General features: G+C 33.0%; 19 protein-coding genes. 7 read left to right on the top strand and 12 right to left on the bottom strand.

The features are described from left to right. Positions 1-558: 558 nt before the first annotated feature. The 4 genes from ACNQGN_RS09675 to ACNQGN_RS09660 form a co-directional block, all read right to left on the bottom strand. Positions 559-1,314, bottom strand: coding sequence for a phosphatase PAP2 family protein (locus ACNQGN_RS09675; protein ID WP_417987620.1), 756 nt, complete (start codon positions 1,312-1,314; stop codon positions 559-561). An 82-nt stretch (positions 1,315-1,396) separates the two neighbouring features. Continuing rightward, a complete protein-coding gene (locus tag ACNQGN_RS09670) occupies positions 1,397-1,876 on the bottom strand; it encodes an LTA synthase family protein (RefSeq protein WP_417987619.1) in 480 nt (159 codons plus the stop codon). Between the two features lie 26 nt (positions 1,877-1,902). After that, a complete protein-coding gene (locus tag ACNQGN_RS09665; RefSeq protein ID WP_417987618.1) occupies positions 1,903-2,775 on the bottom strand; it encodes a site-specific integrase in 873 nt (290 codons plus the stop codon). Between the two features lie 68 nt (positions 2,776-2,843). Then, positions 2,844-3,056 (bottom strand): Arm DNA-binding domain-containing protein, encoded by a 213-nt coding sequence (locus ACNQGN_RS09660; RefSeq protein WP_417987617.1) that lies wholly within the window; start codon positions 3,054-3,056, stop codon positions 2,844-2,846. A gap of 127 nt (positions 3,057-3,183) precedes the next feature. On the opposite strand from ACNQGN_RS09660, the gene ACNQGN_RS09655 reads away from it, so the two are divergent. Beyond that, positions 3,184-3,600 carry an ISL3 family transposase gene (locus ACNQGN_RS09655; RefSeq protein ID WP_417987616.1) on the top strand — a complete coding sequence of 139 codons (417 nt, stop codon included), beginning with the start codon at positions 3,184-3,186 and terminating at the stop codon, positions 3,598-3,600. 599 nt (positions 3,601-4,199) lie between these two features. On the opposite strand, the gene ACNQGN_RS09650 is transcribed toward ACNQGN_RS09655, so the two are convergent. From ACNQGN_RS09650 to ACNQGN_RS09635, 4 genes are all read right to left on the bottom strand, one after another. Then, positions 4,200-4,346 carry a hypothetical protein gene (locus ACNQGN_RS09650; RefSeq protein WP_417987615.1) on the bottom strand — a complete coding sequence of 49 codons (147 nt, stop codon included), beginning with the start codon at positions 4,344-4,346 and terminating at the stop codon, positions 4,200-4,202. Positions 4,347-4,521: 175 nt separating this feature from the next. Continuing rightward, the gene (locus tag ACNQGN_RS09645; RefSeq protein WP_417987614.1) at positions 4,522-4,890 is read right to left on the bottom strand and encodes a hypothetical protein; all 369 of its coding nucleotides are present in this window, start codon (positions 4,888-4,890) and stop codon (positions 4,522-4,524) included. A 210-nt stretch (positions 4,891-5,100) separates the two neighbouring features. Beyond that, positions 5,101-5,820, bottom strand: a complete 720-nt coding sequence (locus ACNQGN_RS09640; RefSeq protein ID WP_417987613.1) for a hypothetical protein — start codon at positions 5,818-5,820, stop codon at positions 5,101-5,103. 140 nt (positions 5,821-5,960) lie between these two features. Next, positions 5,961-6,992 (bottom strand): hypothetical protein, encoded by a 1,032-nt coding sequence (locus ACNQGN_RS09635; protein ID WP_417987612.1) that lies wholly within the window; start codon positions 6,990-6,992, stop codon positions 5,961-5,963. Between the two features lie 229 nt (positions 6,993-7,221). Between ACNQGN_RS09635 and ACNQGN_RS09630 the strand changes: the two genes are divergently transcribed. The 6 genes from ACNQGN_RS09630 to ACNQGN_RS09605 all read left to right on the top strand — a co-directional run bounded on the left by ACNQGN_RS09630 (position 7,222) and on the right by ACNQGN_RS09605 (position 12,496). Continuing rightward, entirely contained in the window at positions 7,222-7,743 is a 522-nt protein-coding gene (locus ACNQGN_RS09630) for an RNA polymerase sigma factor (RefSeq protein WP_417987611.1), read from the top strand. A gap of 45 nt (positions 7,744-7,788) precedes the next feature. Then, entirely contained in the window at positions 7,789-8,688 is a 900-nt protein-coding gene (locus ACNQGN_RS09625; protein ID WP_417987610.1) for a FecR family protein, read from the top strand. A gap of 8 nt (positions 8,689-8,696) precedes the next feature. Beyond that, positions 8,697-11,234, top strand: a complete 2,538-nt coding sequence (locus ACNQGN_RS09620; RefSeq protein WP_417987609.1) for a TonB-dependent receptor — start codon at positions 8,697-8,699, stop codon at positions 11,232-11,234. 161 nt (positions 11,235-11,395) lie between these two features. Then, positions 11,396-11,557: a hypothetical protein gene (locus ACNQGN_RS09615; protein WP_417987608.1), complete on the top strand. Its 162-nt coding sequence runs from the start codon at positions 11,396-11,398 to the stop codon at positions 11,555-11,557. Between the two features lie 65 nt (positions 11,558-11,622). After that, entirely contained in the window at positions 11,623-12,069 is a 447-nt protein-coding gene (locus tag ACNQGN_RS09610; RefSeq protein ID WP_417987607.1) for a PAS domain-containing protein, read from the top strand. A 211-nt stretch (positions 12,070-12,280) separates the two neighbouring features. Next, positions 12,281-12,496, top strand: coding sequence for a hypothetical protein (locus ACNQGN_RS09605; protein WP_417987606.1), 216 nt, complete (start codon positions 12,281-12,283; stop codon positions 12,494-12,496). Between the two features lie 14 nt (positions 12,497-12,510). Here ACNQGN_RS09605 and ACNQGN_RS09600 read toward each other — a convergent pair whose 3' ends face one another. The 4 genes from ACNQGN_RS09600 to ACNQGN_RS09585 all read right to left on the bottom strand — a co-directional run bounded on the left by ACNQGN_RS09600 (position 12,511) and on the right by ACNQGN_RS09585 (position 19,646). Beyond that, entirely contained in the window at positions 12,511-17,367 is a 4,857-nt protein-coding gene (locus ACNQGN_RS09600) for a hypothetical protein (RefSeq protein WP_417987605.1), read from the bottom strand. Between the two features lie 257 nt (positions 17,368-17,624). After that, on the bottom strand, positions 17,625-18,455 hold the full coding sequence (locus tag ACNQGN_RS09595) for a fimbrial biogenesis chaperone (protein ID WP_417987604.1): 831 nt from the start codon (positions 18,453-18,455) through the stop codon (positions 17,625-17,627). Between the two features lie 90 nt (positions 18,456-18,545). Next, positions 18,546-19,022: a DUF4402 domain-containing protein gene (locus ACNQGN_RS09590; RefSeq protein WP_417987603.1), complete on the bottom strand. Its 477-nt coding sequence runs from the start codon at positions 19,020-19,022 to the stop codon at positions 18,546-18,548. A gap of 111 nt (positions 19,023-19,133) precedes the next feature. Continuing rightward, complete coding sequence (locus tag ACNQGN_RS09585; protein ID WP_417987602.1) at positions 19,134-19,646, bottom strand: DUF4402 domain-containing protein; 513 nt, start codon at positions 19,644-19,646, stop codon at positions 19,134-19,136. Positions 19,647-20,144 lie beyond the last annotated feature (498 nt).

The raw sequence follows: 20,144 nt of genomic DNA, 5'->3' as shown, positions 1-20,144 counted from the left end.
AAAAACCAATATTCAAAGAGCATCCAAAGTTAGATCTACAAAAGGCTTGTTAGTACATCTGTTTGGAAAGATAGCAGCTGCATTTATAAACTTAATTTTTTAACCCTTGATTCGCATTATTTATTTAAATATAGAAAATGCTAACAAAATTATTTTTGGGATAAGTAGTTTAACGATAGTGTATTTAATAAAATAATCTTAAATTAAGTAAACAAAAATCAAGAATTTAAAGTTACAAATAATTTTGAATCAACCTCTTTAAGCAGTATTTAAATAATTATTTAAAAGATGTGTTGTCTCATAAAGAAATCTCTGAGCAAATTGAGAATGTAGTACTTATTAATAATGATTAACTACCAATAAACCTGATAAAATCTACTACAAAAAAATGTGTTCTTTCAAATGCTTTTTAGATTAAAAAAATACTAAGATCCAACCATAAATTCTAATTGATGTTTTTTTAACGCATTTTGTGTTTTTTTACACGTGTACCTTAATCTATCTGAAAATCTCCGAACCACTATTAATACCTTCGTTTTAATTTTTGTGTTTTTTGTATTAGAAAGTTTTAAGAAACCCAATCCCTAATTGTTTACCATCGTAAAATGGTGTAATTACTGATATACTCTTGTTCTCTTTTGGTGTAAAAATTTTATTTTGAATAAATGGACTGATCCAATACGCAATTTTGGTGCTTAGAATTCCAATGCCTGTATCTACAGCTACATCTGTCAACCAATGTCTATTATTCACAATTCTAAATATTCCCGTTCCAGTAGCAACAGCATACCCTGTAATTCCATACCAAATGGATTTGTCTTTGTATTCCTGCCATAAAAATTCAGCTCCGGCAAAAGCAGTAGCAGTATATCCTGAAGGAAAAGAATTATTAGAACTTGAGTCTGGTCGCTCAATCTTTGTTAACGATTTTAATCCTAAGACTGACGTTGTCATGATAACATAGGAAGTTGCGAGTAGTATGGTACGTTGTTTTAAATTCTTTTTACCTGTAATTCCCACAGTATTTAGCGCATAAGCCAAAATTGCTGGTGCATATTGAGATAAATCATCGATTGTAATTTTTTTATCGATATGTTCCGAAACTTCTACCTTAATATCAGTGTTAACTCTTTTCAATTGATCATTTTCAATACCTATAAATCCATAACCTATTAATACCACTGGAATTATTAATTGTTTGTATTTGAAATTACTGTTAGGAAGGGAAACTGATTTCGAAATTGTGTCCATTTGTATTTCCTGTGCAGCACTTGTTATAATACTAAAAAATGAAAGCAATATTATTTTAAACATAGAATATGGTTTTAATAAGTATTTAAACTTTTGTTTTAAAAACAATAAGCATTCTAATTAGAGTTTATATTTGTCAAAATTGCTATTTCAGTAATTTTTTAGTAAACAAATAATCGGCAGTCTGGTACCAGGATATTGTTTCGCTTAGAAATTTTTTGTTCATCGATATCGGCTTCAAACTATTGTCGTCCTTGTTCCAAGTATAAAAGGTCTGCTTCTTCTGGTCGGACAAAATCATTACTTTATCTTTTTTCATGAGCACTAATTTTCTATACGTTCCTACTAAAGCACGTTCTTCAAAAGTAGCGTTGAATACATTTTTACCAAAGAAATTACTTTCATACTTCCAGTTTTGTAAAGCAAAGAAAGTCGGGAAAATATCAATTTGCGAGCACTGTTTGCCAATTTTTTGATTTAATGCCTCGGGAAGATTTACTATAAGAGCAGGAATATGATAGGCAACATCAATTTCATCTTTCCCGGCACTACTGGCACAATGGTCAGCTATGATAATGAAAACAGTATTCTTGAACCAAGGTTTGTTTCTATCTTTTTCAAACATTTTTTTTATAGCATAATCGGTGTATTTTACCGCACCATCACGACCCGACCCAGAAGAATATCAATTGCATTATCCGGATAAGTATATGGTCTATGGTTAGAAGTTGTCATTACAAAATTGAAAAACAATTCATTTTTTTTGTAATGTTCATCGGCTACTTTTAGCATTTTGTTATAAATGTCATCATCACAAATTCCCCATGCATTTTCAAAAGTTACTTCATTGTCGTTGATATTATTCCTTGTCGTTTTTATTTTATCACTCAAAACACTGCCACGTCCCCGATCATAAATTGTAAAACCATTTCCATTGGTGGGAGAACCCGTTTTTTGTCTTTCAGACATGATCCAAGAATTCCCGTCAATACCATCTTTGATATCTTTTTTTTTTAATTGATATGCGTCGATATAAGCCAATCCCGTGTAACATTGGAATACAAATACATCTCTGACGACATTAAGTCTTTCTGTGGTAAAATAATGCCTTTCCAATTCATATAGTTCTTGTGTGGAAAGAGGTTTCTTAAGTATTTTGGTTTTTCGGCTTTTAAAGTTTTTAAAAGGGTCTTTTAGGATGACTTCCTTATCGATTGCACGAATGACAATTTTTTTGAAATTAGCAATGTATTTAAGCGTGGTATTGTTGCTGCAATTTCGAACTGTTCTCAGGTAAAACTCAAAGTCCTTAATAAATTCAAGATTTAGATCTGTAAATTCAATATCATCAGCATTAAATTTAAATCGAATAAATGACCTTAAATGATTTATCGTAATGGTAAAACGATCAAGAGTTCCTTTAGCATATCCTTTTCCCAGTAAGGCAGTCATTTCATCATTGTGCTTTTGAAATTCTTCCAGTACTTTAACCCTTGGAGTAACGTTTCCTAATATGTAATCCATGACCTTTTGGGAAGTTATCGGTTTTCCGCTGTACATAATCTCGGTCTTGTATTCATTGATCTTTAAAATCAGTGCAGAAAAAAGTTAAGGGATCTCGCATCTTCTTTAGTGCCGATAGCCCTTTCGGTTTTCTGGTCCCAGCGGGCGCTGTCCCATTTTCGTTTGGTGGATGTTTCCTTTGGGATTCCGTCTACAGTTATTCTAAGATAAACTGTTCTAATTTTACTTTCATTGCGGGGGATTTTCAAAAAGAAAACCATCCCAAAGCTGCTCTCTAACATAATTCAACTTTTTAGATTAATAAATGTAGAATTATAGCATCAAAAAAACAAGTCGTCAATGTTGTTAACCTCTGTATTTACAAGTGTTTAAGCGGTATTCTGTGGCACATTTTGCGAACACGGAAATGTGCCGCAATTACTAGCTAGGAGCCGTAATTTTCTTTATAAGAACAAATCTAAAGGGACACAAAATCAAACAAGCCGTGCTGATTTATTGTTTCAATTATATCCCGATATCCAAAAAGCGTACGATTTAGCTCAAGATTTGAGAAATATCTTCGAGAATGTAACGGATAAAATTATAGGGCTCTCAAGGTTAGCTAAATGGCATGAGAAAGTAAATCAATCCGGTTTCAAGTCCCTTAATACAGTCTCACGATCTATAGAGAATTATTATCAAACCATATTAAACTATTTTGACAACAGAAGTACCAATGCTTCAGCAGAATCTTTCAATGTTAAAATAAAAGCATTCAGATCAAAATTCAGAGGTGTTAGAAACCTTTCATTTTTCCTTTTTAGGCTAACTAATATTTATGCTTAATTTTTGCTTCCCCACAGGTTTTAGGACTGATCCACGATTTTGCCATAGAAACTTTGAGCGTTTTTATAAATATTGAAAAGTGCTTTAAAACAAAAAAAACTGCGAATCCTTGGATTTGCAGGTTTTACCACGTTTTTTGCGGGTTTTTGAAAAGATTGAAAAAGTTGGCTTTTTGCTTCTTTTACCCTTTTGGTGGGGAGAGCAGGATTCGAACCAATAAGCTGGAACCCGTGCCTATACTGCATTTTCAGCTACTTATAAACTAATGTGCCACGATTTTGCAACAAAACTCAACATGACAATTATAAGCCATTTTTTAAGTAAATTATTGAATTAACTTGTTTAAATTGAATGATGTAATCCATGTTTTGAAAATCAAAATTAAGTAATTTTATGATAATCCAAAAAGTTTATTTAATATTTTTCCAGTTTAACGCTAATTTAATATTTTTTACTAGTAGTGTCCTCAAAATTAACCCCATAACTTTTTTCAAGTTTATTGAGGTCACTGTTTATAGGCATCACATTTTGATACCGAATACGTTCGCTTTCCTCTGTAAAAATGTTTGGTGTTTTATAACCCAGTCCGCCACTATTCTTTATGTTAGCTTGGAATTCATTTTAAATGGAGTCGGAATTCTTGGTATGAGAGAAAATCCGGAATCAACAACATAATCACCTCTATGACCCGTTTCGATATCCGGCCATTCTTTAGCTTTTACAATATTTTTGAACAAAAGCTCCATAAGTATATTTAAAACTTTCTAATTAATAGAATAAAACAGATTTAAATCCATAAAAAAAGCGCAAAGTTTGTGACCTTGCGCAGCTTTTAGAGAAATATGTTTTTTGGAAAGTACACCTTTGCAGAGCGCAGGTCAGATTCTCCAGCTAATAAAATTAAAAAGGTAATTCCTTAAATTAAGGACGAATTAAAAATCGTACTGTTGTTTTATCATTAGCTTGATTATAAATATCAACTATTAGATAGGTGTTAGTAGTAACACCTGTAATCAAATACGCAAAATCATAATCGGTTTTATTTTTTGCTGTCGTATCATCCGTTAAAAATGGAGTACTTGATCCCTCTTTTGTAATTATAACCTTAGAAAGCGCAATCTCAGATTGTATATGGCCACTCACTGTATATTCGCCTTGTGAATTAGCTTTACCCTCGGTTTGATTAAAAGTTATTGTTGGAAGTGCAGCATCATCCTTTGAGCATGAATTCAAAAATAATCCGCTCGCTAAAACGAATATTATAGTAATAAAAAAATATCTCATTCTCATAATTATTTGTATTTAAATTGTTGTAAATTAAGTGGCAAGGTAACTTTCTTTTCTTAAACAATGTGTTAAAGTTATAAAGACAATTGCATAAAACGAAAATGGTTTGAAAATATACAGACGAATTTACTACCAATTGCCTAGGACTCGCCTTAAAAAAAGACTACCTTTTTTAAAGATAGCCTCTTTTTTAATAAATCCATTTTAATTTAATTAGTCCATGTCATCTAAGTCTGTTTCATTTTCAAGCAAGTTTCTTATTTGCTCTCCAATATCATGATGTCCATCATCGTTATCAGTACTAATTTCGATAACTCCATCCCCATCTGTATCCACCAATAAATTTTGATTGGCTAATGTTATTAGTCTTGCCATTATGGCATCAAGATGTATTTTTATGTTAAGTGTTATATCGGTACCATTAACTGTAAAATCTTTAGTTGGATCTGCAAAATCCATTTCAAGTTCAGCATCGTGTCCACTCCAGATGATAAAGTTTTTACCGTTTATTGTCCCTTTAATTAAAAAAGTTTTACCTTCCATTTCGCCAGGCAAAATACTTTTTTCAAATTTAAATTTAATTTCCTCATACTGGGCATTCGGAATATTAACAGAAGTAATAAATTGAGTCAAAGTTTTGTTAGGATCTAAAATATCTACTAAAAAAGGACCTACAAGTTTTACATCATCATCATAAAAAGGATTTGAAAGATATTTATCATCTTCCTCATCTAATTCAAATTTTATCTTTCCAATATTTATTTTAAATTCCGTGAACACCACTGTTGATGCAGCAGTACGAGCAGTTGTAGACGTTTTTCCTGTTGCAGAAAAGGATGAAGCTTTTAAGGTAACATTACCGCTTGTAGATGGATCATTCGTGCAAGAACTCATCATAATGACAAGTAGTGCTAAAATCGATGTTTTTTTCATTTTTTTCATTTTTTTTAAGGTTAAATAATATGTAATTAGGGGTTAATAATTAATAGTTGTGCTATACAATTTTAATAATTGTATTAATAAAAAAAAGTTTCTTTAAAATTTGCAGTAAGTAGGTTTGTGTTACGTTTTAATTAATTCTTGGTGAAATAAAGATAATCAGTTGCTGCATCGCTGGTGCTTATATTTTTCAGTCTAACGTTTGTGGTTGTAAATTCTGTAATTTTCCAATCGTCTTCTAATTCCTCTAATTTACTGTCTTCAAATTTTAACAGAAATATATCTTGACCATTGTTTACAGAAGTGGACCAATTTCCGGCGATAGTATTTTTTTCTTTTACAACCATAACAGTTCCATTAGAATTGAAAGTAAAATTATATCCCTTGTAATTTAAAGTTTCATCACTATCATCAAAATAATAAGATACATGCCAAGTTCCATTTGTCAAAATCGAAACAAAATTCTGGTTCCCTCCAGAACCTGAATTAGTATTACAATCTTTAATCCCATCTTCTATACTGCTTTCAAAATTAGAGTTATTTGTAATTGCGACATTTTGACCCTTAAAATTTGTAATAGAAACTGGATAATTGATGGATATAAACACATTACTTTCTAAATCTTTCAAAAAGTTATATAAATCTTTATCGTTTTGAATAGTAGTAGTGTTTGCAATTTGATTATCTGCATTATAAATATTAATCTTTATTGGATAATTTATATGTAGGCAGTCAATCTCATCAAACCCGTCATCATCCTCACAATTATCAATAACATCCTCTAATTTATCCGGATTTGTAATCAGTTCTATCTTGAAATTTTGATATTGAATTGTTATTGGATATACAAAGTTTACTACATCATCATCATTTGAAAATGCATCTAAAGCGTTTTGAACCACCATATAATCATTTTGGCTAGATACAGTAATATGCTTTCCATTTACAATAACATTAACCGGCAGCCGAACATTAAAACAACTTGATTTATCCAAAATATTATCCCTAGACGTAGGGTTTTGTGATACCCTGGAAATCAAACTCGCAAGAGGAGATTTAGCTGTTAAGTTTTGTGTAATGTCTTGAACAACCAATATTTCCTCATCCTGACACGAAATAAATACCACTACAGTTACGCACATTAATAAATATTTAATTGATTTCATATGTAGCTAATATTTAATATATAGAATAACGAACGGATACTTTTTTATATTGTTTTTGTGGCATAGAACTCCATTTTGCGTATTCGCTTCGAGGTTCATAGACCGTTTTCATTTCGCCTATTTCACACAAAAAAAATAGCGGTTCAATAGTAAAACAGTTTACATCTTTATTACCCTACCAAAATTTAAAAATAAATATATCTTTGTAGAGCAAAAAATTACTAAATAAATGACAATATTTTCATTATCAAACACTTGTGATAAAATTATTTTTTCAATGTTTTTCAAAAGTCATGCGAAAGCGCTTCGCAATTTTCTTTTTTATAAATACGGGAACAAAGACCAAGCCGATGATATAACCCAAGAAGCTTTCATTAAACTCTGGCAAAACTGTGCTGCAGTCCCCATTGAAAAAGCGAAATCTTACATATATACCATCGCAAATAATAGCTCTCTTAACGAAATTGCGCACCAAAAAGTAGTTTTGCAATATGAAAAAAATTTTATTGGTCATGATAATACTAATGAAACACCGGAATTTATACTCGAAGAAAAACAATTCAAAAATAAGCTCTTAAAATCAATTGAAAATTTGAAAGAAACACAGCGAGTTGCTTTTTTGATGCATCGAATAGACGGTAAGAAATACAGCGAAATAGCAGCTGAATTAAACATAAGTGTAAAAGCAGTTGAAAAGCGTATACACTTGGCTTTAGTTGAACTACGAAAAGAAATTGATACGATAAAGTAGGGTAAATTTGTTTTTACTTGTTTTAAATATAATACGATTAACGCAATGGAAAAGAATCACATTTTAGCAAAATGGCTAAACAACGAATTAACAGAAGATCAATTAGCTGAATTCAAAGCTAATCCTGATAACGAAAAATACGAACAAATTAAAAATTATACTGCACATTTAGAAGCACCCCCATTTAATGAAGAAAAAGTTTTAGAGAATGTTATTAATCACAAAAAAACAAGAGCTAAAGTTATTCCTTCATACAAAAAATGGTTATTCAAAGTGGCTGCCGTTTTTGTTATTGGATTAGGAATTTTATTTATGATGCAAAATTTTGCGTTACAAACACAATATGCTCTTAATGGTGAAAAAACCACTTTCTTATTACCGGATAATTCTAAAGTAGTTCTGAATGCCGGCTCTGAAATTAAATATAAAAAATGGAATTGGGACAATAATAGAAACCTTGAGTTAGATGGCGAAGCCTATTTTAAAGTAGCAAAAGGTAAAAAATTTGAGGTTACAACTGTTCTTGGAAAAGTGGCTGTTCTTGGAACTCAATTTAATGTAAAAGTACGGAAAGATCGTTTTGATGTAACTTGTTTTGAAGGAAGGGTACTGGTAAAGTACCAAGAAAAAAAAATGATTTTAACTCCCGGACAAAGTGTTTATTTTGAAGGTGGAAAACAAGTAAACACAACCGTTGCTTCTGCTAAACCAGAATGGATGGAAAATACCATTGCTTTTAATAAAGAAAATTTACGCAACATCTTAGATGAAATTCAAAGGCAATACAATGTTTCTATTGAAGTGAAAACAAAATGTTCTAGTGCATTATTTACTGGAAAAATCCCAATTGACAATCTTGATGTTGCCCTTCAAATTATTGCCACAACCTATCATTTAGAACCAAATAAAATTACTGCAAACAAAATACTTTTTGAAGGAAAATAAATATTTTAATGAAATACACTTCTGTTTTATTTTTTTACCTTGTTTTTGTCTTGAGTACGACAGCTCAAAACAGAAGTAAAGCAATTGCATTAAAAGATATCCTACAATCTATTGAAAAACAACATCTTATTTATTTTAGTTATATTGATAATGAGATAGTTGACCTTAAAATTATACCGCCTAAAAAATCGTTGTCTTTGAACAAGAAGATGATTTATCTTGAAAAAAAAACGAATCTGTTCTTTGAAAATATCGATAATAAATTCATTACCATTTATAGCAATAATAGGGTAGACATGAAGAATATTTGTGGATATGTATTTTCTAAAGAAGATAATCTTCCACTGGAAAATGTGAATATTAAGTTTGAAGATGGTTTTAGCACTTCAACCAATAAAAAAGGATATTTTGAACTGAAAAAAGAAAAGTCAACTGATTTAATAATTAGTAACATTGGGTATACTACTGAAAAAATTTCTGGCTATGATTTACAAAATAAAAATTGTTTGAAAATTTACATTGAAGTGGAAGTTTCTGAATTAAATAATATAATAGCGAACCATCTTTTAACATCTGGAATCTCAAAAAAAATTAATGGAACATTTGAAATTAAACCAAAAAAACTTGGAATATTACCAGGCTTAATTGAACCGGATGTTTTACAAACTATGTTGCAAATTCCCGGTATTTATAGTGCCGACGAAAGCATTTCGAGTATTAATGTCAGGGGAGGCACGCATGATCAAAATTTGTTTTTATGGAATGGGATCAAAATGTATCAAACAGGACATTTTTTTGGATTAATTTCGGCGTTCAATCCTAATTTAGCCCATACCGTTTCTATAACTAAAAATGGGACTTCTGCTTTTTATGGAGAAGGCGTCTCAAGCGTTGTAGATATTTCCTCAAACACCAATAAATTTAAAAAAAATAGTCTTAGTGCAGGAATAAACATGATTAATGCCGATGTATATTCAAAGTTCAAAATCTCCGAAAAAAGTTTCATAGAAATTTCAGGAAGAAAATCCATAACCGATTTAGTAAAAACACCTACCTACAAAGAATATTATAATAAAGCCTTCCAAAATACAAGTATTACAAATTTTTCCAGTAATCAAAATATAGATTATTTAGGTGACGAAAAATTTAATTTTTACGATATTACGGCTAAATATTCTCAGCAAATTGGAGAAAAAGACCATTTTATTTTAGATTTTATTACAATTAGCGATCAACTTAAAATTTTTCAAACAACCAACGTCAGTTCTCAAATCCAGTCTGAAAATAATATTTTATATCAAAAAAATTACGGAAGTAATCTTTCATGGATACGAAACTGGAATACTAAAAACAGCTCTCATTTAAATGTGTATACTTCGTCCTATGTGCTTAATGCTGAAAAAAACCAAATACAAGATAATCAAATTGTAAAACAAAAAAATGAAGTGTTAGACAATGGCTTCAAGCTTGAAAATAGTCATGCAATTCATTCGAAATTTACTCTTAAAAATGGATATCAATTCAACGAAATTGGTACCATAAATTCAGATGAAGTAAACAGCCCTATATTTTACAGAAGAATTAAAGAAGTTTTACGAATTCATGCACTCATAGTTGAAGCAAAATATAATGATACTTTATCCAAAATATATTTTAATGCAGGTTTGCGATTAAACTATATCGAACAATTCAAAAAAAAACTTTTAGAGCCACGATTACAGTTTAATTATGCAATTACAAAATATCTTAATTTAGAAGTATTAGGAGAATTTAAAAGTCAAAATTCTTATCAGGTTATTGATCTGCAAAACGATTATTTTGGTATTGAAAAAAGAAGGTGGATATTGGCAAACAACACAACGATCCCTATTCAAAGAAGTAAACAAGCATCAATTAGTTTATTTTACAACAAAAATAATTGGTTATTCACTTTAAATAATTTTTATAAAAAAGTAACCGGAATTAATAGCTCGAGTCAAGAATTTCAAAACCAATTAGAATTTGTAAAAACTAATGGCGATTATGAAGTTTTAGGAATGGAAATGCTGGTTCAAAAAAAGATAAATCATTTTATTACCTGGTTTAGTTATACTTACAATACTAATAATTATCACTTTCCAAATTTCGAACAACCTGTATTTCCAAATAACTTTAAATTAGACCATATTATTTCCTGGGCCGGAATCTATGATAGAAAAAATCTAAAAATAGCACTGGGTTCAAAGTGGTATTCTGGAAAACCCGAGACCACTCCTATGAGTTCAACTATAAATTACAGTAATTTCTCTAATCCAAAGATTGATTACAATACCCCAAACAATAAAATACTCAATGACTTTTTTCAAGTTAATTTTTCGACAACATACAAATGGGAAAGCTTAGATCAAATTCAATATAAATTGGGGTTCTCGCTATTGAATGTATTGAATCGAAAAAATGAAATCAATGAATATTATAGAATAAATACGGTTACTAATTCTATTGAAGATGTAAAAACTTTTTCACTTCGACGCACTCCAAATTTAAGCTTTAGAATAACGTATTAAACTTGACGGTTGTTGTTATTTGATCTTATATACGTATCACAAATGAAATTGATCCATTTCTTCCATTAGATGCCCATATCCCTGGACCCGGATAAAATAAAGGTCGTTTAGTGAAATATTGCTTATTAAAAACAATATTCAAACTTGCTTTAATTTCAAATTTGGAATTTATTCTTATCGTTGAATTGAGATCAAATATTCCATATGAAGGAACTAAACCAACTGCACCGGTTGCTGTTGGTACAGATCAAAGGGATTTTTTTGCCGAAAAAGAAAGCATCTCCATAAAGCTCAACAAATATGCTAAATGTTTTAATAAATAGGCAAGGTTCTAATTGTTACTGTATTTTTATTATATTTAAATTATATATGATTTAATATTTTGAATATGAAAAGAGCAAAGCTGACCTATAACGATTTACTCGACAAAGTAAAAGATCAAGAACTAGAAAATGAACAATCAATAAATAATTTTGATTTCTATCAAATAGAGTCACAAGATTTTGTTTGTATTGTGGGAACAGATGGCTTTTTAAAAAAAATGAATCCTTCATTTATAAAGGTATTAGGTTATACTGAAGAAGAATTATTTGACAATTCTATAATAGCATTTATTCATCCTGATGATATAGAGAAAAGTAATAAGGAAACAGAACAATTATCATCTGAACAAACTTCAAGAACTTTCGAAAATAGATACGTTAAAAAAAATAAAGAAATTGTTGCGATCCAATGGACTTTTACTGTATCAGCTTCCGGAGAATTTATTTATGCGATAGGAAGAAATATTAATCAAATTAATGGAAAGAGTAAAACTGAAATCTACTTAAAGTAATGGAAGATGAAAGTGATGCTAAATTTAGAAATTATATAGAGAATGCCCTTTATGGAGTTTTTGTTGTTGATGAAAACAGGAATTATTAGAAGTAAATTGTGCTTTAACGATTTTTAACGGTTATTCTAAAGAAGAGCTACTTAGAATGAAATTTGGTGATATTTCCTCACCTTAATCAAAAGAAGAAATTATTGATAAATTTAAAATTCTTTTGGAAACAGGTAGTTTGAAATGTGAAATTAAGAATATCAATAATAATGGCGAAACAAAATGGCAAGCAGTTGATATAACAAAATTTTCTGAAAATCGTTTTTTAGGGTTTGCAAAAGATATTACTGAAAATCATTGTTGTGCGATAAAAAAGAAGCCATTAATTTGGCTTCTTTTTTATCGCACAACAATGAAAAAAATGAGGAACGGATCATAAATACTTGGAAATAATTATTTTGGATTGCTTATTTTTGGATGAAGTATAAATTTCAATGGCTCGGTAACATCAATACCATTGTTGCCAATAGTGAATTTTAAAGAATCGGTATCAGAAGTCATCTTCAAATAATCCAATTGCGTCTGGTCTAGTTCTGCCCTGTAATTTCCGGGACGTAACCCAAGAAAACTAAAATGACCATCGGATTTTGAAACTAATGAGGTAATAAAAATAGTGTCATCGTCATAAATATTTATTTTAATTCCTCCAAGTTCGTAAAAATCACCATTCATCTTCAGGGAAACCTCCCCGGTAGCTTCTTGCAAATTCATTCTCACCTCATTATAAAAAGGGACTATAAAAGCATTTTTAATTCCGCGATTCTGAAGATCTCTTTTTATTTTTCTTATTTCTTCGAGCGTATTGGCTTCTCCCCAAGTGTATTTGTACAAACCTTCATGTTGATACATTTCAATTCCTTTTAATGCTTTAAATAACGAATTGGAAAAAGATTGTTCATGTTTTGAAGCCATTATCTGGATTTTGAAAACCAGGCCTTTTTGAGAAATTATTTTATTGACGTTGGATTTTTCATTGGTTGTTTGGTTTTTATTGTCTTTTGCTTCTAGGATGAATTCCAATTTAGCCTCAACATTTCCAATACTATTGGCTATAGTGAATTTTTGTACTACTGCTGTTGGTATCATTTGTGCTTTATCCAATTGTTCACTGTCTAATTGGGCAGTGTAATCTCCCGGCTTTAAGCCCAGTAGGGTAAAGGTCCCGTCGGCCTCTGAAAGGGTGGATGTAATTTTAGTATTATTGGAGTCATGGATAAATACTCTTATGCCGGCAATTCCATCTAAATTTTCACTTTTATAGAACACTACTCCGCTGATTTTACCGGAGTTAATTCTCTCATCGTTATAAAAAGGTACTACAAAAGCATTAGGAAATCCCAGAAAACGCAGCTTGTTTCGTATGTCGTTCGCTTCCGCTATCGATTTACTGGTACCCGTTGTGTATTTATACATTCCTTTATGTCTATACTCTTTAATGCCTTTAAGACCTTTGAAAATCGGATCAGATAATGCCATTTTCTTTTTTGAAGCTAAAAGCTGATTCTTGAAAACCAATCCATCTTCAGGGCTGTTTCCATATTGGTCTTCTGTACTAGCATCAGTAACGGCAGTACTGGGGTTGACGTGGTCTAATTGTGATTTTTGAAAAGCGGCTTCTAACAGATCAGCAGCATTCTTTTTATTGATTGCTTCGGCTTCTTGTATAGTTGTCCTTTTATTGTGATAAAAAGGTACTACAAAAGTCCCGAAGAACCCCTGGGAACGCAGTTTGTTTTTAATTTTGTTCGCTTTCTTTAGCGATTTACTGATCCCCATAGTGTATTTATATAATTTTTTATGCAGGTACTCTTTAATGCCTTTCAAACCTTTAAAAATTGGATCAGTTAATGCTAATTTCTTTTTTGAAGCCAAAAGTTGGGTCTTGAAAATTAATCCTTCTTCTGAACCGCTTGCATACTGTTCTGGTACACTTCCAGTGATAATGGGCGCGTATGGGATGGAAATCTCAGGCTGTAATTCTTGAGGAACAGTTACTAACGGAACAACTATCTTCTTTTTAATAATTAATGTGACTTCTTGGGCATCAATCCTTTTATTGTCATTAAAAGGTACTACAAAAGCGCCAAAGAATCCATTGGAACGCAGCTTATTTTTAATCTTGTTCGCTTCGGCCATCGATTTATTTGTGCCAATAGTATATTTGTACAATCCTTTATGCAAGTATTCTTTAACGTCCTTCAAACCTTTGAAAAAAGAATCGGATAGTGCCACTTTCTTTTTTGAAGCTAAAAGCTGGGTCTTAAAAATTAACCCCTCTTCCAGACTACCTTCATATTGCTCTTCTTTATTTGCATCGATAAAAGAAGTAGGGGAGTTGGAGCTATCGGGTTGTGATTTTCGAGGAGTTGCTGCTAATTGAAAAGCTGCGTCTTTTTTGCCAATTGTTTCGACTTCATGGCCGGTAATCATTTTGCGGTCATAAATAGGTACTACAAAAGCATCGTGATAACCTTCCACACGTAATTTATTTTTAATTTTGCTGGCTTCACTGCGCGAGGCGCTTGAGCCCCATGTATATTTGTAAACACCAAGATTTTCATATTCAACTATTTCTTTCTTATTTTTGAACCAAGGGTGGTTGAGCGGGAGTTGCGTTTCAGATGATAGCAGCTGCACGCTATAAACAACTTGTTCGTCACACTCTATTTGATCAGTTGCTATTTCAGAAACTGCAATAACAGCTGTTTTACTTAGATTATTCAACGGAATAGTTTCAGAATCCGATTTTTCAATTTTTACTTTCTGCAATATAAATTCAATATTGTCCACAATGGCTCCATCTGTTCCGTTGTCAATTTCAAAAGATATGTTAGCTGGTTCTGCCTTCATTTGCAATTTTTGTAATTGCAGCGAATCTATTTTTGCAGAATACCTGCCTGATTTTAAACCCAGAAAGCTAAAATACCCATCGGGTTCCGAGAGAATGGTTGTGTTAAGAACAGTATCAATATCGTAAATATTGATTTTCAAACCACCGGTTCCAATTCGTTTTCCATTTTCATTTGTGTTAACTGTACCGCCTACTTCTCCCACTACAACAACAGGAATTTCAATTATTTTTAATTGATTGGGGTTTAGCGTAATGTTTAAGGTTTTGTTGATTACGCGCCATGCAATGGTGCTGATACTGTTGGTGTTGAGTTCTACATGGTTCCTTATATATGGTTCCAATTCAGTAATTACAGTGGTCCCGTCTTTGGAGATAATCTGTCTTCCTGCACCATTCAATATAATTTGCAGGCCAATTACGGGGGGTTCACCTGAGTCTCGTTTTCCATCGCCATTGGTATCCAAAAAAGGAATGAATTTCATGCTTGCCCTTCCTACACTAGTCTTATTGTTAAAATCGATAAAGTCTGCTTTGGGTTCATAAATGAGGCTGCCACTGGCAGACTGAGAAAACGAAGCCTGATTATTGGTAAAACTGCTTGAAAATCCAGTGCTTACAGTCTCGAAATCATACCTGAACCCCATTTGTAAGAAGCTGCTGCAGGTCTTGAAATTGCGATCAAAAGAAGCCTGAACGGAGCCTTTTTTGAATATTTGTCTTTTCAATTCGGCTCTTAATGAAGTGATACCGTCAGCGTTGTATTCGTACCTTACCTGAGGAATTAAAATAAAGCCTTTTGGAAGCCGGAGTGATGTAGACAGATTGCTGTAGATTAATGGGTTGTAGGTATCGGTACAAAACAGATTGGTAGTGAAATTAAAATTCAGGCCGTATGCCGTTCCCGATAATAAAGATTCAGCGGTAGTGTATTTACTGGTATTATACATATTTTGCTGTAAGGATAATCGGGAATTAGCCGAAAAATGAGCGGTATGTATGGGGAAGGATAGCGATGCCTTACGTATTTCTGAATAATTGAAACGGATGGCCTCTTGGTCTTTGTCATACTTTGTATAATCCAACTCTAATCGGAGGTTGTTGAAAGCGGTATAGTTCAGTATTCCGTTATACATAACCTTATGGTAGTAGCCTCCCGACATAAATAATTGAGACGATAGACGCACGGACGAATTGAAAAAAGGAATGAATTTATTGTTTTTTAGAGACGAAAGGTATTCCATCCCACCACCAATAGTAATATAATTTGAAAGCCCATAGTTTACTTTTGCATTTGCAAACGAACCGTTCTTCCCATCTTCTATGATTCCGGAACTTAGGACGTATTCTAATTTTTTTTCGGGGAGAAAATTAAAGGGTATCATAAATTGTTTTCCTGAAATTTGTTGCTCCCCCCAGGGACCATAGTACCTAAGTGAAATTTCGGTGCGGCCGTACATCAGTGGAATATTAAAAGAAAAAAAACCATTAGTATCCGCTTTTGTGTAGTCTGCCAAAACATTGTTTATGTAGAGTTCCACCATCCATTCCGGTTGGGTATGGTCGCTTAAGGCGTATGTACCGAAAGATTTTTTGATTTGAGTGGGTGCATTGGTGATTTGCACTCCGACAACCGGATATAAAATAGTGGATGTTGACGACGCACCTATTTTTCCCAGTGTGATTTGACTTACATATTTATCGTTGTCTTTTACATACCTCCAACGGTAATACTGATTTCTTATTGAAAAAGGCTGGTTGCTGCCATAGTTGATTGCACCTGTCAATTCGCCTCCGGCAAGCATGCCTCCCAAATTTAAAAGTAGTCTTTCAGAACGGGTTCCATTGGTATGCTGATTAGCATTCACGGCCCAGTTGGCTGTTCCGAAATGAAACAGGGGTTTGTCTCTGATAAGGGTGGTATCGGCATTAAATTCGTTTTTGATTTTGTTGATATTGGCCCGCATCTGTGCGATACGCGCTTCTTTTATGGCTGGCAGTTCCAGCTTCGAAGACATCGAAACCGCCAAACTCCTAAAGCTAAAGCTGTTATCGAGCTCAAAAACCGTGTTAAAATAGGAAGCTTTCAGGAAAAAATTGGTATTGGTTCGAATCAAATCGCCCTGTTTTAGCGGAATTATGTGGCCTTTATAGGTAATTCGGTTGGCGTTGTCATCAATTTTGAAAGAGTTGACCTGTTCGATAAAAAAACCTTCAATACTGTTGGAAGTAGCATCAGTAGTATTTTTAATCTGTAAAAAATCAAAAACATCGGCTACCGAAAGATATACCTCTTCGCCACAGATTATCGAAGGTAGTTCGGTACTTCCAATGTATTTCACCTGAAGGGACACCAATACTTCATCACAGTTAAGTTCTTGTGCGCGGGCAGAAGAATACAAACTTGTGAACAGAATAATAAATAGACATAAAAGGGTGCGGGACTTGTATTTAAACAATCCGAAAATGGAAGTCCACTTGTGAAGTGAAATATTTTTTTTTGGGATACACTTACCCATTATCTATTCTAACATGGCGCACGCGGTCTTCCTTAAGACAAGCAGCGGCAATTAATGAATCTATTCCAATAAAAGCTATCGTGGACAGTAAAATAAATAAACGTACCTTTAAGGAATACATGGGTTATGTATTTTAGGATTTATAAACGTAGGGCGGCTTCAGCATATTTTAGGCCTTTGTCTTGTGCGGAATAAATGACCTGAAGCTGACCTTTGCTCATATTTTGGGGGCTATTGAGTTTTATTTTGGTGCTGCGTAAATTTCCCGGAGCATACACAGCAAAACCTTTTACAGTGGCTGCACTGGTGGTAATTCCTGTAGCAGAAATATGATTAACTTGGATATCTCCATAGCAGGACATATTACCGCTTCGATTAAAATCTAGCGAAAGTGTAATTTCCTCATCGGATTGTTGGACTGCCAAATTCGAAAGTGTCACGACTGTAGTGGATTCTCCAATGGTAATGATATTGGCAATTGAAATTCCAAAAACCGGTGTTATGCTGATGCTTAAGCCTTCCGGCTTCTGAATGGGATACTCTTTCTCTAAAACCTTGTTTTTAGGCACGGCACGGAAATAAAGATGAGAACGGTATTCCCCTTGTTGTAGTTCGTTGGTTTTGATCAGTTGTATTTTTACTGTTTGCGATTCATTGGGAGCAAGAGTAATCATGCGAGGGTAAAAGCGCAAATAAGAAGACGCAAAGCGTTGGTCAGGTTCAGGCTCTTCAATGGAAATAAATTTGCCGTCCTCATCCATTTTAATCTGGTTGTACGACAGTTTGTAGGTGGCGGTATCTTTCCCGACATTGGACAGGTTTATATTCTGTGACCTGTTTTGGATGCCGTCAAAGACGATGCGTTTTGGAAAAATCATCAGGTCCCCTTGCGCCGTTAAGGAAACGGTATAGAATAAAAACAATAGTAGCAGTAGTAAAATTTTCTCTTTCATGGGAGTCCTTGGTTTCATTCAGAATTATAACTTTTAATTTTAGTGTTGCGGCAACGGTTTAAACGAGTAAAAAATAGGTCTGTAAACAGCACTACACTTCTTGTGGTACTAGTTATAATTTACAGTCACTTCAAAACCTGCGGCATTAGTATATGAACCCGCAGCTTGTGAGGCTCCAACATGTAGCGTTGCGCCAACAAGAACAGTCGCGGTACCACCTAGTAAAGTACTTATTCCAGAAGGTGTACTGGTAAAAGCATTAACAACCATGGTTGCAGGACCTGCTCCGGATTCATAAAGGATGAAATTTGTAGCGGGTAACGTAATTGCATAGGTGTAATCAGCTTGGCCAGATACTGTAAATTGGGCTGCAGTAACAGTTCCGGTAAGAGCTGGTAACATTACGCCACCGGAAGGAGTTCTTGATCCTGAAGCAGACAAAAGGACTGTGCCGGCACCGGATGAAACCGCTATAGTGCCGAAATTCATATCTGTGTTTCTCAAAATGGATATTGGAACTTGCGCCGTTAAGGAACCGGTAAAGGGTAAAAAATAGAGTAACAGCAGTAAAATTTTCTCTTTCATGGGGGTCCTTGTTGCATTCATTCCGTTTTGGGGTTTGTTTTTATGGACAGGGACAGTATACATTAATAAAAAAAGGGTGCTGCCAAAACTGGTAACACCCTTTTAGTACTACTAGTTATAATTTACAGTCACTGCAAAACCTGTTGCATTCTCGTATAAACCAGCAACTTGTAAGGAGCTAACGTTTAAGGTTGCACCTACAAGGACAACCTCTGAACCAGCTGTTAAAGTACCGGTTGGAGTAGGCGTGCTGGTGAAAGTATCAACAGTCATGGTTTCGAGAGTTGTAGCTTTAGTAATTGTAAGCGTAGTAGGTAACGTAATCGCATAAGTGTAACCAGCCTGACCGCTTACCGTAAATTGAGCTGCAGTCACAGTACCAGTTGTTACCGGCAATGTTACTCCTCCTGTTTTAGTACGAGTACTAGCAGGTGCTAAAACTACCGTACCGGCAGTAGACGAAACGGCTACGTTTCCAAAACTCATGTTTGTGTTTTTCAAAATGGAAATTGGAGTAACAATAGTTGCAGAAGTAGGCGCTGAAGCTGATACTTGTGCTGTTGCAGTTGTTGAAAAGGCAATCGATAAGGTAATGATTGCAATAATTGTGGAAAGGTTTTTCATGTAAAAAAGATTTGGGGTTAAAATGAATTACTATGCAAATAGAAAGGATTATATCTTAAATACAAAGCGAGAAGTGATAACTGGGCTGCAGTGGTGACAACTGTTATTTGTAATAATACAAAGAAAAATGACAAAGAAGGCTAAAATGTTAAATTGCTATTTTTTTATCCAATTAAATGTGTTAATTTTATATTTAGTGATTAAAATGTAAAAAAAAAATAAATTGTATTTGTAATTATTAGTGATTTCAAGAAATGAATAAATTATATTTTTCATTCTCAAAAACACCCCTGTTTTGTTTCATTTATGTATTAAAGTTGAATTTTTATTAAACCCTAATGTTTTTTCTGAGAAGAAAAAAGGCATCTATAAAGACTTTGTGCAGGCGGCTCTTTTACATTGACTAATAAATATTTAACACAGGGGAAATAAAAAAAATGTTTTTTTTAATATAAAATAAGAAGTACTAATTGATTTTTAATAGGCAATTAGCGTTAT

The organism is Flavobacterium rhamnosi, assembly GCF_048286515.1.
Lineage (GTDB): Bacteria > Bacteroidota > Bacteroidia > Flavobacteriales > Flavobacteriaceae > Flavobacterium.
Note: the sequence above shows the minus strand (reverse complement) of the source record. Positions and strands in the feature narration are given on the sequence as shown.

Excerpts from the sequence above, each read along its gene's own strand:
- ACNQGN_RS09635 (WP_417987612.1), bottom strand. The coding sequence starts at position 6,992 with ATGAAATCAATTAAATATTTATTAATGTGCGTAACTGTAGTGGTATTT.
- ACNQGN_RS09660 (WP_417987617.1), bottom strand. The coding sequence starts at position 3,056 with ATGTTAGAGAGCAGCTTTGGGATGGTTTTCTTTTTGAAAATCCCCCGC.
- ACNQGN_RS09645 (WP_417987614.1), bottom strand. The coding sequence starts at position 4,890 with ATGAGAATGAGATATTTTTTTATTACTATAATATTCGTTTTAGCGAGC.
- ACNQGN_RS09640 (WP_417987613.1), bottom strand. The coding sequence starts at position 5,820 with ATGAAAAAAACATCGATTTTAGCACTACTTGTCATTATGATGAGTTCT.
- ACNQGN_RS09670 (WP_417987619.1), bottom strand. The coding sequence starts at position 1,876 with ATGTTTGAAAAAGATAGAAACAAACCTTGGTTCAAGAATACTGTTTTC.
- ACNQGN_RS09595 (WP_417987604.1), bottom strand. The coding sequence starts at position 18,455 with ATGAAACCAAGGACTCCCATGAAAGAGAAAATTTTACTACTGCTACTA.
- ACNQGN_RS09585 (WP_417987602.1), bottom strand. The coding sequence starts at position 19,646 with ATGAAAAACCTTTCCACAATTATTGCAATCATTACCTTATCGATTGCC.
- ACNQGN_RS09675 (WP_417987620.1), bottom strand. The coding sequence starts at position 1,314 with ATGTTTAAAATAATATTGCTTTCATTTTTTAGTATTATAACAAGTGCT.
- ACNQGN_RS09630 (WP_417987611.1), top strand. The coding sequence starts at position 7,222 with ATGACAATATTTTCATTATCAAACACTTGTGATAAAATTATTTTTTCA.
- ACNQGN_RS09610 (WP_417987607.1), top strand. The coding sequence starts at position 11,623 with ATGAAAAGAGCAAAGCTGACCTATAACGATTTACTCGACAAAGTAAAA.
- ACNQGN_RS09625 (WP_417987610.1), top strand. The coding sequence starts at position 7,789 with ATGGAAAAGAATCACATTTTAGCAAAATGGCTAAACAACGAATTAACA.
- ACNQGN_RS09665 (WP_417987618.1), bottom strand. The coding sequence starts at position 2,775 with ATGGATTACATATTAGGAAACGTTACTCCAAGGGTTAAAGTACTGGAA.
- ACNQGN_RS09620 (WP_417987609.1), top strand. The coding sequence starts at position 8,697 with ATGAAATACACTTCTGTTTTATTTTTTTACCTTGTTTTTGTCTTGAGT.
- ACNQGN_RS09650 (WP_417987615.1), bottom strand. The coding sequence starts at position 4,346 with ATGGAGCTTTTGTTCAAAAATATTGTAAAAGCTAAAGAATGGCCGGAT.
- ACNQGN_RS09590 (WP_417987603.1), bottom strand. The coding sequence starts at position 19,022 with ATGAAAGAGAAAATTTTACTGCTGTTACTCTATTTTTTACCCTTTACC.